This is a genomic window from Conexibacter woesei DSM 14684 (assembly GCF_000025265.1).
Taxonomy (GTDB): Bacteria; Actinomycetota; Thermoleophilia; order Solirubrobacterales; family Solirubrobacteraceae; genus Conexibacter; species Conexibacter woesei.
The window spans coordinates 2,333,461-2,347,605 of the sequence record NC_013739.1; the positions used below are offsets into that span (position 1 = coordinate 2,333,461).

Sequence of the window (14,145 nt, forward strand, 5' to 3'; positions counted from 1 at the left end):
GCTCGGGCGCCGTGCACGAAACGGGTCGCGCCGGCGATCACCCAGGCCCGGCGGCGTAGGCGACGCAGTCGAGCTCGATCAGCAGCGGCGGGATGAACGCCCCGACCTGCACCGTCGTCCGCGCCGGCATCGGGTCGAGCTGGAGCCGCTCGCGCCAGACCTCGTCCCAGACCGGCCAGTCGTCCATCTCCGCCAGGTAGGCGGTGACCTTCAGCAGCGTGCCGGCGGAGCCGCCGAGCGCGGCGACGCTTTCCAGCAGCCGCTCGAGCGCGAGCTCCGCCTGCTCGCGGAACGTCACGGGCGCGCCGTGCGGGTCGGCGCCGAGCTGGCCGCTGGTGAGGATCAGCTCGCCCTTGCGGACGGCGGCCGAGTAGCTGGGCGACGCGCTCGGTGCCGCGACGTGGCCGTCAGGGCGCAGGTCCTGGGTCATCTTGGATCTCCTCTTCGCGTGCCGGCCGCGGACGGCCGGCGTGGTCGTCGTGGGAGAGGCGGCGGCGGGACCGGGTGAGAGGAGGACACCCGCTCGCGCACTCTCGGCGCGACACCCTACCTGCACGCTCAAGGGCTGGAGGCGGGTCTGCTGGTCCCTTCCAGCGCCGTCACGGCTGCGCTTGGGCGTCGAGTCGCGCCTGGAGGCCGTCGAGAATGAGCGCGAGCTTGCGCTCGACGTGTGCGTGGGGATCGGCGACGATCGCCTCGATCGCCGCGCGCGTCGCCGGCGGGCAGGTTTCGAGGCGCCGGCGCAGCGCCTCCGGGGCGGGAGTGCCGGGGTCGGGCAGTCGCGCTGCCTGCGCGGCGCCGTCGTGGACGAGGTCGAGGACGGCGTCGACGGCGAGCACCGCGTCCTCGACGCTGAGGCCGCGCTCCTGGAGTGCCTCGACGGTCGCGACCATTCGGTCGGTGGAGACGGTCTCGAGCCGGTGCGGGTCGGCGAGCGCGACGCCGGCGTGACTGGTGAGCACGTCCCACAGCAGCGCCGCCTCCGCTTCGAGCAAGGAGCGCCAGCCCGTTTCGGCGGAGGGCAGGGGCGTCCGGCGCAGCAGCTCCCCGAGTGCTGCCGCGAGCAGCTCCTCGTGGCTGTCGACGTAGCGGTAGAGCGCTGAGGGCGAGGTGCTCAGCCGGCGCGCGACGGTCTGCATCGTCACGTCCTCGATGCCGTCCTGCAACGCCGCCTCGATGATCGCGGCGCGGCTGAGGCGCGGTCGGGGGCCCGGACGGACGGCGTCGTGCGTGGGGCGAACGGGCGACATCGGGCAAGCGTAGCGAGATGGCGAATGCTGTTCGCGAATGCCATTCTCGAATATGTTAGGGTGACCTAACTATGACCCGTCTCGTATCGACTCTTCTGGCGCTGCTCAGCGCCGCGCTGTTCGTCGCGGGGTGCGGCGGCGGCGACGACGCGCGCTCCGCTTCGACCGCGGGGTCGTCGACGACGGCCAGCAGCGCGGCCGCCGCCGATGCCTTCCCCGTCACCGTCCGTCACGCGCAGGGCACCGCGACGATTCCCGGCCCGCCCAGACGGGTCGTGGCGCTCGGCGCCGCCGACGTGCAGATCGCGCGTGCGCTGGGCGCCGAGCTGGTCGGCGCCTCGACCAACGACTCCAGCCCCGACGGACAGTGGCTCGGCGTCGATCCGCCGCTGCCGGGCTCGGTCGCGAAGCTGCCGGCGATCGAGCCCGACATCGAGCGGATCGCGTCGCTGCGGCCTGACCTGATCCTCATCACGACGGCGCAGCCGAGCTACTCGAGGCTGTACGAGACGCTCGCGAAGATCGCGCCCGTGATCTCCTATCGCAAGGGCCTGCTGGAGGACAGCGGCGACGACCTCACCCGCCTGATCGGGGCGGCACTCGGCCGCAGCGAGCAGGCCGAGGCGCTGATCGCCAGATCCGGCCGGCAGCTCGACGCGTTCGCGCGGGAGCATCGGGAGCTCGAGGGCAAGCGCATCGTGTTCGGCCAGCACGCCGCCCGCACGACGTACCTCGTCGTCGCCGCGACCGCGCCGAGCACGGTCGCGTTCGAGCGGCTGGGCATGCGGTTGCCCGGCTCGCTCGCCAAGCTCCCGGTGCAGGCCGCGCCGGGCATCGCGGTGATCTCGGAGGAGAAGCTCGGTCTGCTCGACGCCGCCGACTACGTCGTGCTCGGCGTGGCCTCCCCGGCGGTGGGGAGGACGTTCCTCGCCGGCCCGGTCGTCTCGCGCCTCGGCATCACCGAGCGAGGCGGCATCCGCTTCATCGACTTCAACGAGGCGACGGTGCTGTTGGCGCCCAACCCGGCCGTGACCGGGACGCTGCTCGACCTGCTCCAGGAGCTGCTGCGTGAGCGGTGAGACGACGTCGGTCCCGGCGCGGCAGCTGTTGCGCGCGGCGATCGACGAGCGGCGCGCGCGGCTGCTCCTGACCGTCGCCGGCGTCCGCGCCGTCGAGCGCGTCGCCGAGCGGTTCACGCGCGTGCGGCTCCAGGGCGACGGGCTGCGCGCCTACCGCGACGCCCGCCCCGCCGACGCCTTCAAGCTCCACCTCCCGTCGGCGCCGCACGCTCCGGTCCCGCTGCCCACCTACGACGAGCGCGGGCGGGCACGGTGGCCGGCCGCTGTCGGCCGGCCGGCGACGCGGCCCTTCACGGTCGTCGACGCCGACCCGCAGGCCGGCACGCTCGCCTTCGACGTCCTCTCGCAGCCGGGCGGCGCGACCGCCGGCTGGCTGGACGGCGCCATGGTCGGCGATCGGGTCAGTCTCACCGGCATGCGCACCGACTTCGTCGACTGCGACGCTGCCGAGCACCTGCTGCTCGTCGGGGACGCAAGCGCACTGCCGGCGGTCGCGGCGATCATCCGCTCGGTCCCGGCGCGCAAGCGCCTGACCGCCGTCGTCGACCTCGACGCGGCCGACCTCCCGCTGCTGCCTGCGCACCCGCGGCTCGACGTCGTCGGCGCCGCACCCGGCACGCTCGCCGAAGCGCTCCGCGACGTCGCGCTCGGCATGCCGACCCAGGTCTGGATCGGCGCCGAGTCGGAGGCCGTCCGGCGCGCTCGCCGCGTCGTGCTCGATGAGCTGCGGGTCCACCCCGACGCGCTGCACGCCAGCGGCTACTGGAAACGCGGCAGCGACGGCGACGCGCACTTCGACGCGTCGCTGGAGCGCTTCAACGTGGCCCGCGACGCCGGCCGTGATGTCGGCGACCCCGGGCTCCTGCAGCAGCTCGCGTTCGAGTGACCGCCCTGCATCGTGCGCCATCGCCCGCCGCGCTCACCGCCGCTCCAGCCGGACCTCCGGCAGCAGCCGGGCGAGCGGTGCCGGGAGCCACCAGGCGCGGCGGCCCATCAGCTGCATCGCGGCGGGCACGATCAGGCAGCGGATGATGACCGCGTCGACGAAGATCGCCACGGCCATGCCGAAGCCGGTCTGCTGGAGCAGCCGTTCCGGGCTGAGCATGAAGGCGCCGAAGATCACGACCATGATCGCGCCCGCCGCGGTGATCACCGAGCCGGTGTGGGCCAGCCCCTCCCGTACGGCGTGGGAGGGGTCGTCGTCGGAGCGGGTCCACTCCTCGTGGATCCGGGAGATCAGGAAGATCTCGTAGTCCATCGAGAGCCCGAAGACGATCGCGAAGACCATCACGGGCAGATACGCCTCGATCGGGCCGGGCTCCACGCCGAACCAGCCGTGCTGGAACACGAGCGTCATCGCGCCGAGCGCGGCGCCGATGCTGAGCAGGTTCAGCAGCGCGGCCTTCAGCGGGATCAGCAGCGAGCGGAACACCGTCATCAGCAGCAGCACCGAGAGGCCGACGACGATGGCCATGAACAGCGGCAGCCGGTCGGAGATCTTGCCGGCGTAGTCCTCAGAGGCGGCCGTCGGTCCGCCGACGAGGTACTGCGCGCCGGTCTGCGCGGACAGCTCCGGGAGCACGTCGTCGCGCAGCGTGCCGACGAGCTCGGAGGTCTCCTCGTCCTGCGGTGCGGAGGCGGGGAAGACGAGGACGGTCGCGGCCTCGCCGTCCGGCGTGGGCACCGGGTCCGCGGCGGCCTGGACGCCCGGGGTGTCGCTGAGCGCCCGCGTCGCCGCGGCGGCGGCCGGCTCGGCACCGTCCGGCCCGCCGTCGGTCACGACCAGCAGCGGGCCGTTGAATCCGGGGCCGAAGCCTTCGGAGAGCAGGTCGTACGCCTGCCGGCTGGTGCTGTCCGGCGTGTCGCTGCCCGCGTCGGAGAAGCCGAGCCGCATGCCCAGCGCGGGGAGGGCGAGGGCGCCGAGGAGCACCGCCGCCGCCACCAGGGCGACCAGCGGGCGCCGCTGCACCACGGCTGCGAGCCGGCGCCATCCGGTGCCTTCGGGGGCTCTGCCATTGGCCGCTCGCCGCTCGGCGCGGCTGGTGAACTGGCGGGCGAAGCGGCGGCCGAAGATGCCGAGCAGCGCAGGCAGCAGGGTCAGGGCGGCGACCATCGTCACCAGCACGGTCAGCGCGACGGACAGCGCCATGCCCTGCAGCGAGCCGAGGCCGAAGGCGACGAGGCCGAGCAGCGCCAGGATGACGGTGCAGCCGGCGAAGCACACCGAACGGCCCGCGGCGTCCATCGCGTTGACGGTCGCCTCCTCCGGCTCCGTGCCGCGCACCAGCTCGGCGCGGTAGCGGGCGAAGATCAGCAGCGCGTAGTCGATGCCGACGCCGAGGCCGACCAGGCTCATCACCGGCGGCGTCCAGTCGGCAATCGTGAAGACGTGCGACGCGACGACGATGACGCCGACCGTGGACCCGACGGCGAACAGGGCGATGACGATCGGCAGCCCGGCGGCGACGACCGTGCCGAACATCAGGACCAGGATGACGAGCGCGGCCAGCAGGCCCACGCCCTCCGCGGCGCCGGTCCCGCCTTCCGCAAGCCGCCGCGCTGCGTCGCCGCCCAGCTCGACCTGGAGCCCGTCGCCCGCGACCTCCTGGGCGGTGTCGAAGATGCGCCGGGTGTCGGCCTTGGGCATGTCCTCCGACGGCGTCTCGAGCACCACGGTGGCGTAGCCGATCGTGCCGTCCTCGGAGATCGCGCCCTCGCCGTCGTACAGGCTGTGGACCTGGCCGACCTGAGGCAGCCCCGCGACGTCGTCGAGCATCGCCTCGACGCGCTGCGCGACGGCTGGGTCGCGCAGGCCGCCGTCGTCGTGCAGAACGATCTCGACGGTGTCCCCGGCGCGGGCGGCGCCGTGCTCGGCCAGCACGTCGGCCGCCTGCTGCGACTCGGTTCCCGGCAGCGCGAAGTCGTTGCGGTAGTCGTCGCCCGCGATCGACGCGACGGTCCAGACGCCGACCAGGACCGCCACCCACAGGATCACGGCGAGCCACCGGCGGCGGTGGGCGAAGCTCGCGATGCGGACGAACACGCCCTGCCGCGAGGCTGGACGGGTGTGCGCCTCTCGGTCCGGCTGAGTGAGGGTCATGGCCCGAGCAGCGAGCCGAGATTGCCCGTCGGGCCGAGGTGGGCGAGCTTGTCGGGGTTGGCGATCGAGCTGACGCCCTGGATCTGGCCGCGACCGATGTCGAGCACGACCACGCCGATCAACCGCTCGCTGCCGTCGAGCGCGAGGGCTCCCGGGCTGCCGTTGATCTCCGCCGGCCGGATCTGCAGTCGCGTGGTGCCGTCGCCGAGCGAGGCCCACTTGGTCCAGTAGTTGATCAGCGTGCGTGCGACACGGCTGCGGCCGCGCAGCGCCCGCGCCAGGGCGGGAGCCTTTCCGCCGCCGTCGCCGGTCAGCACCACGTCCTGCGCCAGCAGCGCCTCCAGCCCGGCGAGATCGCCGTGCTCGGCGGCCTCGAAGAACCGCCGTGCCAGCTCCTCGCGCTCCTCGCGCGTCGTCTGGAAGCGGGGCCGCCGCTGCTCGACGTGGCGCCGTGCTCGCGTCGCGAGCTGACGGACGTTGTCCGGGCTCTTGCCGATGATGCGCGCGATCTGCGCGTGGTCGTAGTCGAACACGTCGCGCAGCAGCAGCACCGCGCGCTGCTCCGGAGACAGGCTCTCCAGCAGCGCCAGCAGCGCCAGCGACAGCGAGTCGGCCATCTCCGCGTGCTGCGCCGGGTCGTCGCGACCGTCGGTGATGATCGGCTCGGGAAGCCATTCGCCGACGTACCGCTCTCGGCGGGCGCGCGCCGACCGCAGCTCGTTGATCGCCAGCCGCGTCGTGACGGTCGCCACGAGACCGCGCGGCGACTGGCCCTCTTCGCTGACGTCGAGCGCGCGATGGACGCGCAGCAGCGCCTCCTGGACGATGTCCTCGGCCTCCGAGACGCTGCCCAGCATCCGGTACGCGATCGCGAAGGACACCGGCCGCAGCTCCTCGAGCAGTTGCTCGCGATCGGTCATGCCGGTCATGCCGCTGCGACCCCGTGCCGCCGGCGTGTCATCGATGTGCTCATGCCCGTTAAACAAGACAGCGCGTGCCGTTGTGACACCGCGCTCGCACCGAAAGCCAGCTTGGTCAAGCTTGGCCAAGCGAATGCTACGATTGCGGCATGCGCGTGAACGTCGGGCAAGCGAAGACCGATCTCTCGAAGCTGCTCGCCCGCGTGGAGGCGGGTGAGGACATCGAGATCGCGCGCGACGGGGTGCCGGTGGCGAGGCTCGTGAGAGCGGACCCGGTGCAGCCGGGGCGGCGCTTCCTCGCCGCCGAGGGCTCACTGGCGGGCGCGATCGAGATCGGCGAGGCGTTCGAGCTCACCGACGCGGAGCTCGACGAGATCCTCGACGATCCAGCGTGAGGCTGCTGCTCGACACGCACGTCGTCCTCTGGCAGCTGAGTGGGCAGCGGCAGTTGGGCGATGGAGCGAGAGCGGCGATCGCAGCCGCGGAGGAGCTGGCGTTCAGCGTCGTCTCGTACGCGGAGATCGGCGTCAAGGCCGGGGTCGGCAAGCTCACCGTCCCCGACGACCTCGACACGCACGTCGCGAACGCGGGCATCCGCATGCTCGGCCTCTCCGCCGCGCACGGCCTCGCCGTCGCGAAGCTGCCGCTGCATCACCGGGACCCCTTCGACCGCCTTCTGATCGCGCAGGCGCGCGAGGAGGGCTACACGCTCCTCAGCGCGGATCGGCGCGTGCGCGCGTACGACGTCCCGGTGCTGGATCCGCTGACGTAGCCACCCGGCCCGATCCGCCGCTCAGTGCGTGCGCGGCTCGACGACCGTCGCGCAGCGCTTGCGCTCGACCGTCTTGCGTCTGGCGGCCTTCTTCCGCTGGGCCGGCTTCGTCTTGGCGGCGGCTCTCTGTGCGGCCGACGTCGTGGCGGAGGCTGGGCGCTTCGCGGCGGCGGTCTTGCGTCTGCCGCTCGTCCGCTTGCGCTTCTTCGCGGGGGTGCTTGTCAGTGTGTTCGTGACGCAGCGGGTGCGGGTCACCTGACGGCCGGTCTGATCGCCGCTGCCGCCAGCCCCGGAGGCGCCGGGGCCGCCGGAGCCGCCGGATGAGCCGCCGCCGGCGGCGGCGCCCGTGGCCGGGACGATCGCGGTGCCGGCGAGCCCGATCCGCAGCGTGCCGCCTCCGGTGTCGCTGCCGAGGCTCAACTCGGCCGAGTGCGCGCCGAGCATCACCGGCGCGAAGCGCACCGAGAGCGTGCACGCCTCGCCGCTGCGCAGCACGCGCCGGGAGCAGTCGTCGCCCGTCAGCAGGAAGTCGGCGCTGCCGGTGCCGGAGATGTGCGCGGCGCCGAGCGTCACGTCGCCGTTGCCGGTCGCGGTGACGGTGACCTGGGCGGGCGCGGAGAAGGTCTGCAGACCCTGGGGGGCCGGGAACGCGAGGCCGCTCGCGCTGAGGCTCAACGTACGGACGCGTGCCGCCGCAGCGGCGATGCCGGCGGGGCTCTGCACTCCGTTGATGAAGAGCGGTTCGACGCCGGTGCCGTCGAGCCGCACGCGGCCGATCGCGGCGGCGCCCTGGTCGGTCCAGTACAGGTGGCCGTCGTCGACCGCGAGCGAATGGGCGGACGTGTTCACGAACGCCGGCACGTAGCCGCTGCCGTCGAGTGCGGCGCGACCGATCCGCGCGTTGCCGACGTCGGAGACGTACAGGTGCTGGCCGTCGGTGGCGAGCGCCTGCGGGTTGGCTATGCCGGGCAGGAAGCTCGCATCGGTCCCGACGCCGTTGATCGTCGCCCGCGCGACGCCTCCGCCCGATCGTCCCCAGTAGATGTGGTCGCGCGTGACGGCGATGCCGCGAGTGGCCGCTGCGCCCGCGATGAATCCGGGGTCGATCTCGCTGCCGTCGAGGCGCGCGCGCCCGATCGCCCCGTCACTGGCCTGGGTCCAGTAGAGATGTTCGCCGGCGACGGCGATCCCGGACGGGGCGGTCGCTCTGACGTGATATCGCCGCATCCCACCGCCGTCGGCGTCCATCCGGCTGATCGTGTTGAGGCCGATCTCGGTCCAGTACACGTGTCGTCCGTCGGTCGCAACGCCATTCGGGTTGAAAGCGCTGTCGATGACGCCGCGGTCGACCGTGCTGCCGTCGGCGGACGCGTACCCGATCGACTGCGTTCCCAGCGATCCCCACCAGATGTCCGCGGCAGCCGGAGCTGCGCCGGCCAGTGCTGCCGTCACGATCGCGACGAGCGTCGCGACGAGCGTCCGAGCACGTCTCATATCCGTTCCGTCCTTCCGCGCGAGATCCGCCCGGTTCGAGGTTCCGCCCATGCGAGCGGCCCCGACGACGTCAGGGCAGACCCGTACACCACTAGTCGGCCATGGCCGATCGAGCTTGAGCGCGGTCAGGCGACCGCGCCGCTTGACATAGAGAGTGTCGCGCTTCTAGATTCACTGATCGATCGTTCGATCTGACGAGGGAGATGTGACGGTGCGAAGGACCCTTACGACTCGCAGCCTCTCGATGCTGCTCGCGGTTGGCGGGACGCTCGTCGCGGCCGGCTGCGGCGGCGCTTCCGGTGACGCGCCCGACCAGGCCGACACGGCGCAGGGCGCCAGACCGAGACGCGGTGGCGAGGTGACGATTCTGCGCGCGTCCGACATCGACGGGTGGGACCCGGACAGAGCGATCCAGCTCGCCTCGTTCGAGTCGCTGCCGCAGGTGATGGAGGGGCTCGTGCGCCCGGCGCGGGACGGCAGATCGATCGAGCCCGGCCTGGCGAGCAGCTGGAAGCTCGACCCGCAGGCCAAGACGATCACGTTCACGCTGCGCAGAGGCGTCACGTTCAGCGACGGAACTCCGGTGACGTCGGCCGACGCGGCCTTCTCGGTCGGGCTGTGGCGCAGAGGGCTCTCGATGGGCTCGCTGTACAGAAGCATCACGGGGACTGCGACGCCCGATCCGCGGACGCTCGTCGTCAGACTCGACAAGCCGAGCACGTTCACGCTCACCTGGCTCAGCAACGGCTCCTCGGTCGTCGTCCCGAAGGACTTCGGCGGCAGAAGCCGCACGGCGTTCTTCGCCAGACCGATCGGTGCCGGTCCGTTCGTCGTCGCCGCGTACAGACCGGGCCAGCAGATCGTGCTGGAGCGCAACCCGCGCTACTACGACCGCGCGCGGCCGTACCTCGACCGCATCACCTACGACGTCGTCACCGACCCCAACCAGCAGCTGCTGCGCTTCCAGAGCGGGCAGGCCGACATGATCGAGTCGGTCCCGCTCGACCTCGCGTCCCAGCTCCCGGAGGACCAGCGCGAGGTGCTGCACCCGTCGGCGACGATCCACGGGATCTTCGTCAACGCCGGCAAGGCGCCCGGCTCCGACATCCACTTCCGCCGCGCCGTCAGCCTCGCGGTCGACCGCGCGCGCTACATCGAGGCCGTCTTCGGCGGCATGGCCGTCCCGGCCGAGGGCGGCCTGCCGCCGCTCGTGCAGGGCTCGGTCGGCTGCGGCTGCACCTACGAGACCGGCGTGGAGGAGGCGAAGGCCGAGCTGGCGAAGTCCTCGTACGAGCCCGGCGCGAAGGTCGAGCTGGTGGTCGACGCGACGACGCCGTCGTCCACCCGCGCGGGGGAGACGGCGGCGGCGCAGCTGAGAGCGATCGGCATCGACGTCGACCTGCAGAAGCTCGAGGTGCAGGTGCTCGTCGATCGCCAGATGAAGGGCGAGTACGACCTCTCGCTCGGCGAGGTCAGCAGCGTCTCGCCGACCGTCGGCGACATCTTCGGGCTGATCGTCGCGACGAACGGGCTCTACTCCGGCCTGCCGATGAGAACGATCTCCGACGCGTTCGACAGATTGGAGGTCGCGCAGACCGACGAGCAGCGGGAGGCCGCGACCCGCGTCGCCGAGACCTGGATCCACGACAACCTGCCGTACATCCCGACGGCGTACCCCGATCGGCTGTTCGCCGTCTCCGAGCGCGTGCGAGGCCTCGACGTCACGCCGTTCCTGTGGTACCCGGCCGATCGTCTCTGGGGCGGGTGAGCGGGACCATGTCCGTCGGACGATCGCGCTTCGTCACCGGCCGGCTGTTGCAGGTCGTGCCGGTGCTGGCGGTCCTGCTGTTGATCGTCGTGCTGCTCCAGCAGCTGATGCCCGGCGATCCCGCGCGCGTCGTCGCCGGCCCGCGCGCGACGGTCGAGCAGGTGGAGCAGGTCCGCGCCGACCTGAACCTCGACAGCTCCGTCGCGGCGCAGTTCGGGACCTACGTCTCGAACCTCGCCGACGGCGACGCCGGCAGCTCGAATCGCACCGGCGTCCCGATCACGACGATCGTCGGCGATCGCGTCGGCGTGACGGTGTGGCTGATGGTCGGCGGCCTGATCGTCAGCACGCTGCTGGCGGTGCCCGCGGCGCTGCTGATGGCGCTGCGGCCGCGGTCGCTCCGGGCGCGCGCGTGCGGGCGCGTCCTGACGATCGTGCTCAACTGCCCGGTCTTCTGGGTCGGGCTGATGCTCGCGTCGCTGCTGGCGCTCGGCACCGGCTGGCTGCCGGTCGGCGGCTACGGCGTCGGTTTCGAGGGCCACGTGCGCTCGATGATCCTGCCGTGGCTGACGATCGGCCTCGCCGGCACGCCACTGCTGGCGCGCAGCGCGGCGGCGAGCCTGCGGCAGGTGCTCGCCGCCGACCACGTCACCACAGCCCGCTCGCTCGGGCTCTCCGGCTGGCCGCTGGTGCGCCGCCACCTGCTCCGGAACGCGCTGCCGCCGGCGATCACGCTGCTCGCCTTCCAGGCGTCGGCGATGCTGTTCGGCGCCGTCGTCGTCGAGCAGACGTTCGGGCTGCCCGGCCTCGGCACGGAGCTGATCAGCGCCGCGGCCCAGCGCGACTTCCCCGTCGTCCAGGCGCTGACGCTGATCTTCGGCGCGGCGATCATCACGCTCAACCTGCTCGCCGACCTCGCGGTGGCGCTGCTCGATCCGAGGACGACATGGCAGTGACCGCTCCCGACCCGGCGCCGGCGCTCAGCCTCGCCCCGGTCGCCCCGCGCCGCTCGCGCGCCCGTCGCTGGACGCGCTCGATCGCCGCCTGGATCCTCGCGCTCGCGGTCCTGACCGCGATCTTCGCGCCGCTGCTGGCGCCATATGACCCGGCGCAGCAGTCGCTCGACCAGCTCCAGGCGCCGAGCGCCGAGCACCTGCTCGGGACCGACGCGCTCGGGCGCGACGTGCTCTCGCGGATCATCTTCGCGTTGCGCACCGACCTCGTCCTGGTCGCGTTCGCGGCCGGCCTGCCGATGCTGATCGGGACGCTGATCGGCGCCGTCGCCGCCTACCGCGGCGGCGTTCTCGACGCCGCTGTGCGGTGGGTCGCCGACGTCTTCCAGGCGCTGCCCGTCTACGTCCTGCTGATCGCGCTCGTGTTCGTGCTGGGGCCGGGCGCCGCCTCGCTGATCGTCTCCTTCAGCCTGCTCGGCTGGATCGTCTACGCGCGGCTGATCCGCACGGAGGTGCGGCGGGTGCGCGAGCGCGAGTACGTCTCCGCCAGCTACCTGCTCGGCCTCTCGCGCCCGGCGGTGCTGCTGCGGCACGTGCTGCCGAACTCGCTGCACCAGTCGTTCGTCTATCTCGCGACCGACCTCGGCATGGCGCTGCAGGGGATCGCGGTGCTGTCGTTCTTCGGGCTCGGCGTCAAGGCCGGCACGCCGGAGCTGGGCGCGATGGTCGCGGAGGGCCAGCTGTTTCTGCGCGGCCACTGGTGGCTGGCGGCGTTCCCGGGGCTCGCGATCGTGATCCTCGGGTCGAGCTTCGCCGCGCTGGGAGATCGTCTCAACGCCGGCACGGAGGCGGACCGATGAGCGCGGCGAGCGTGTTCGAGGTCACCGACCTGCGCGTGACGATCCCGCGCGCCGGCACGCGGACGAACGTGCTCGACGGCGTCTCGTTCGCGGTCGGCGCCGGGCAGTGCCTCGGGATCGTCGGCGAGTCCGGCTGCGGCAAGTCGCTGGCGCTGCGGGCGGCGATGGGCCTGCTTCCCCCCGGCGTCGAGCGTGCCGGCGGCGACGTCCGCGGCGAGGGCCTTGCGATGGTCTTCCAGGACTCGCACGGCTCGCTTGACCCGACGATGCGTGTCGGCGCCTTCGTCGCCGACACGATCCGCCGCCACGCCGGCGTCACCCGCCGCGAGGCGCGCGGGCGCGCGCTGGAGCTGCTGGCGGCGGTCGGGATCCCGGCGCCGCAGCTGCGCGCGCGGGCGTACCCGCACGAGCTGAGCGGCGGCCTGCGCCAGCGCGTCGCGATCGCGCTGGCGCTCGCGACCGAGCCGCGGGTGCTGCTGTGCGACGAGCCGACGACGGCGCTCGACGTGACGCTGCAGGCGCAGATCCTCGCGCTGCTCGACAAGGCGCGCGCCGAGCGCGGACTGGGGATGGTCTTCGTCAGCCACGACATCGCGGTGATCCGCCAGGTCGCCGACGTGGTCGCGGTCATGTACGCGGGCCAGATCGTCGAGATCGGCCCCGCGGCGCAGGTGCTCGATCGTCCCCGGCACCCGTACGCACGGGCGCTGCTCGACGCGGTCCCCGCGATCGACGGCCCGATCGGCAGGTTCCGCTCGGTCGCCGGGTCGCCGCCCGATCCGGCCGACTACGACATCGCATGTCGCTTCCGCGATCGCTGCGGCCACCGCGACGCCGCGTGCGAGGCGCCGGTCGCGGGGCTCGACGGCCGCGCGCCCGCGCACAGCTCGGCCTGCGTCCACGAGCACCGACCGGCGACCGTCTCGGAGGGAACATGAGCGCGCACCTGATCGACGTCGAGCGGGTCGTCGTCGAGTACCCCGTCCGCTCGGGGCCGCTGCGCACGCGGCGCGTGCGCGCCGTCGACGGGGTCGACCTGCACCTCGGTCGCGGCGAGATCCTCGGCCTGGTCGGCGAGAGCGGCTGCGGCAAGTCGACGCTCGCGCGCACGGTCGTCGGGCTGAGGGAGCCGTCGAGCGGGCGGATCGTGGTCGACGGCGTGCCGGCGCCCGTACGCCGGCCGCCGCAGCTGCGGCGCCGGATCCAGATGGTCTACCAGGACCCGGGCGCGTCGCTCGACCCACGGCGCACGGTGATGCAGACGCTGCGGGAGCCGCTGCGGCGCCATCGGATCGTCCCGCCGGAGCAGACCGAGCGCCGCGCGCTGGAGCTGCTGGAGCTGGTCGGGCTCGGGCGGCGGCAGCTGCACGTGCTGCCGCGCGAGCTGTCCGGCGGGCAGCGCCAGCGCGTCGCGATCGCGCGTGCGCTCGCCGTCGAGCCGGCGGTGCTCGTCGCCGACGAGGCGGTCGCCGCGCTCGACGCGTCGGTCGCAGGAGCGGTGCTGAACCTGCTGCACGAGCTGCGCGACCGGCTCGACCTCGCCGTCCTCTTCATCTCGCACGACCTCGCGGCCGTGCGCGGGCTGTGCGATCGCGTCGCCGTGATGTACCTCGGTGCGATCGTGGAGGAGGGGCCGACGGCCGCGACGTTCGCGCGACCCGGGCACCCGTACACGCGCGCGCTGCTGGACGCGGTCCCGCGGATGCACGACAGACGGGACGCCGCGGTCGTCGTGCGCGGCGAGCCGCCGAGCCCGCTGGAGGTTCCCGCCGGCTGCCGCTTCCATCCGCGCTGCCCACGGGCGATGGCGCTGTGCGGCACCGCCGTGCCGCCGGCGATCGACATGGACGGCGCCGTGGCCGCCTGCCATCTCGCGTGGAACATTGATCGATCGTTCGATATAGTTGAGCGCGTGAGCGAGACAGCGCCCCAGAGCCATCGAGGATGAC

General features: G+C 72.9%; 14 protein-coding genes. 9 read left to right on the top strand and 5 right to left on the bottom strand.

Annotated elements, in window-relative coordinates:
• Window positions 1–37: 37 nt before the first annotated feature.
• On the bottom strand, window positions 38–430 hold the full coding sequence (locus CWOE_RS11055) for a RidA family protein (RefSeq protein WP_012933693.1): 393 nt from the start codon (window positions 428–430) through the stop codon (window positions 38–40).
• A 169-nt stretch (window positions 431–599) separates the two neighbouring features.
• A complete protein-coding gene (locus CWOE_RS11060; RefSeq protein WP_012933694.1) occupies window positions 600–1,250 on the bottom strand; it encodes a TetR family transcriptional regulator in 651 nt (216 codons plus the stop codon).
• Between the two features lie 71 nt (window positions 1,251–1,321).
• Between CWOE_RS11060 and CWOE_RS11065 the strand changes: the two genes are divergently transcribed.
• On the top strand, window positions 1,322–2,329 hold the full coding sequence (locus CWOE_RS11065; protein ID WP_012933695.1) for an ABC transporter substrate-binding protein: 1,008 nt from the start codon (window positions 1,322–1,324) through the stop codon (window positions 2,327–2,329).
• Window positions 2,319–3,215: a siderophore-interacting protein gene (locus CWOE_RS11070; RefSeq protein ID WP_012933696.1), complete on the top strand. Its 897-nt coding sequence runs from the start codon at window positions 2,319–2,321 to the stop codon at window positions 3,213–3,215. Before CWOE_RS11065 ends, CWOE_RS11070 begins: the two co-directional genes overlap by 11 nt.
• Before the next feature lie 33 nt (window positions 3,216–3,248).
• On the opposite strand, the gene CWOE_RS11075 is transcribed toward CWOE_RS11070, so the two are convergent.
• Both CWOE_RS11075 and sigJ read right to left on the bottom strand, forming a co-directional pair.
• Complete coding sequence (locus CWOE_RS11075) at window positions 3,249–5,429, bottom strand: MMPL family transporter (protein WP_012933697.1); 2,181 nt, start codon at window positions 5,427–5,429, stop codon at window positions 3,249–3,251.
• Window positions 5,426–6,478 (bottom strand): RNA polymerase sigma factor SigJ, encoded by a 1,053-nt coding sequence (gene sigJ, locus CWOE_RS11080; RefSeq protein WP_236262268.1) that lies wholly within the window; start codon window positions 6,476–6,478, stop codon window positions 5,426–5,428. Before sigJ ends, CWOE_RS11075 begins: the two co-directional genes overlap by 4 nt.
• Before the next feature lie 20 nt (window positions 6,479–6,498).
• On the opposite strand from sigJ, the gene CWOE_RS11085 reads away from it, so the two are divergent.
• Together CWOE_RS11085 and CWOE_RS11090 are read left to right on the top strand one after the other, a co-directional pair.
• On the top strand, window positions 6,499–6,744 hold the full coding sequence (locus tag CWOE_RS11085) for a type II toxin-antitoxin system Phd/YefM family antitoxin (protein WP_012933699.1): 246 nt from the start codon (window positions 6,499–6,501) through the stop codon (window positions 6,742–6,744).
• The gene (locus CWOE_RS11090) at window positions 6,741–7,121 is read left to right on the top strand and encodes a type II toxin-antitoxin system VapC family toxin (protein WP_012933700.1); all 381 of its coding nucleotides are present in this window, start codon (window positions 6,741–6,743) and stop codon (window positions 7,119–7,121) included. The genes CWOE_RS11085 and CWOE_RS11090 overlap by 4 nt, the downstream gene beginning before the upstream one ends.
• A 21-nt stretch (window positions 7,122–7,142) precedes the next feature.
• Here the strand turns inward: CWOE_RS11090 and CWOE_RS11095 are convergent, their stop codons facing one another.
• On the bottom strand, window positions 7,143–8,615 hold the full coding sequence (locus CWOE_RS11095; protein WP_012933701.1) for a choice-of-anchor D domain-containing protein: 1,473 nt from the start codon (window positions 8,613–8,615) through the stop codon (window positions 7,143–7,145).
• A gap of 211 nt (window positions 8,616–8,826) precedes the next feature.
• Between CWOE_RS11095 and CWOE_RS11100 the strand changes: the two genes are divergently transcribed.
• The 5 genes from CWOE_RS11100 to CWOE_RS11120 are packed head-to-tail and all read left to right on the top strand — an operon-like array spanning window position 8,827 to window position 14,144.
• Window positions 8,827–10,383: an ABC transporter substrate-binding protein gene (locus CWOE_RS11100; RefSeq protein WP_160165501.1), complete on the top strand. Its 1,557-nt coding sequence runs from the start codon at window positions 8,827–8,829 to the stop codon at window positions 10,381–10,383.
• A gap of 8 nt (window positions 10,384–10,391) precedes the next feature.
• Window positions 10,392–11,339 (top strand): ABC transporter permease, encoded by a 948-nt coding sequence (locus CWOE_RS11105; protein WP_012933703.1) that lies wholly within the window; start codon window positions 10,392–10,394, stop codon window positions 11,337–11,339.
• Window positions 11,330–12,196, top strand: a complete 867-nt coding sequence (locus CWOE_RS11110; RefSeq protein WP_012933704.1) for an ABC transporter permease — start codon at window positions 11,330–11,332, stop codon at window positions 12,194–12,196. Before CWOE_RS11105 ends, CWOE_RS11110 begins: the two co-directional genes overlap by 10 nt.
• Complete coding sequence (locus tag CWOE_RS11115; RefSeq protein WP_012933705.1) at window positions 12,193–13,134, top strand: ABC transporter ATP-binding protein; 942 nt, start codon at window positions 12,193–12,195, stop codon at window positions 13,132–13,134. Before CWOE_RS11110 ends, CWOE_RS11115 begins: the two co-directional genes overlap by 4 nt.
• Window positions 13,131–14,144: an oligopeptide/dipeptide ABC transporter ATP-binding protein gene (locus CWOE_RS11120; protein ID WP_012933706.1), complete on the top strand. Its 1,014-nt coding sequence runs from the start codon at window positions 13,131–13,133 to the stop codon at window positions 14,142–14,144. The genes CWOE_RS11115 and CWOE_RS11120 overlap by 4 nt, the downstream gene beginning before the upstream one ends.
• The last annotated feature ends 1 nt before the right edge of the window (window position 14,145 follow it).

Coding starts and splice junctions, on each gene's coding strand:
- CWOE_RS11065 (WP_012933695.1), top strand. CDS start 1,322: ATGACCCGTCTCGTATCGACTCTTCTGGCGCTGCTCAGCGCCGCGCTG.
- CWOE_RS11110 (WP_012933704.1), top strand. CDS start 11,330: ATGGCAGTGACCGCTCCCGACCCGGCGCCGGCGCTCAGCCTCGCCCCG.
- CWOE_RS11105 (WP_012933703.1), top strand. CDS start 10,392: ATGTCCGTCGGACGATCGCGCTTCGTCACCGGCCGGCTGTTGCAGGTC.
- CWOE_RS11060 (WP_012933694.1), bottom strand. CDS start 1,250: ATGTCGCCCGTTCGCCCCACGCACGACGCCGTCCGTCCGGGCCCCCGA.
- CWOE_RS11055 (WP_012933693.1), bottom strand. CDS start 430: ATGACCCAGGACCTGCGCCCTGACGGCCACGTCGCGGCACCGAGCGCG.
- CWOE_RS11120 (WP_012933706.1), top strand. CDS start 13,131: ATGAGCGCGCACCTGATCGACGTCGAGCGGGTCGTCGTCGAGTACCCC.
- CWOE_RS11075 (WP_012933697.1), bottom strand. CDS start 5,429: ATGACCCTCACTCAGCCGGACCGAGAGGCGCACACCCGTCCAGCCTCG.
- CWOE_RS11115 (WP_012933705.1), top strand. CDS start 12,193: ATGAGCGCGGCGAGCGTGTTCGAGGTCACCGACCTGCGCGTGACGATC.
- CWOE_RS11085 (WP_012933699.1), top strand. CDS start 6,499: ATGCGCGTGAACGTCGGGCAAGCGAAGACCGATCTCTCGAAGCTGCTC.
- CWOE_RS11095 (WP_012933701.1), bottom strand. CDS start 8,615: ATGAGACGTGCTCGGACGCTCGTCGCGACGCTCGTCGCGATCGTGACG.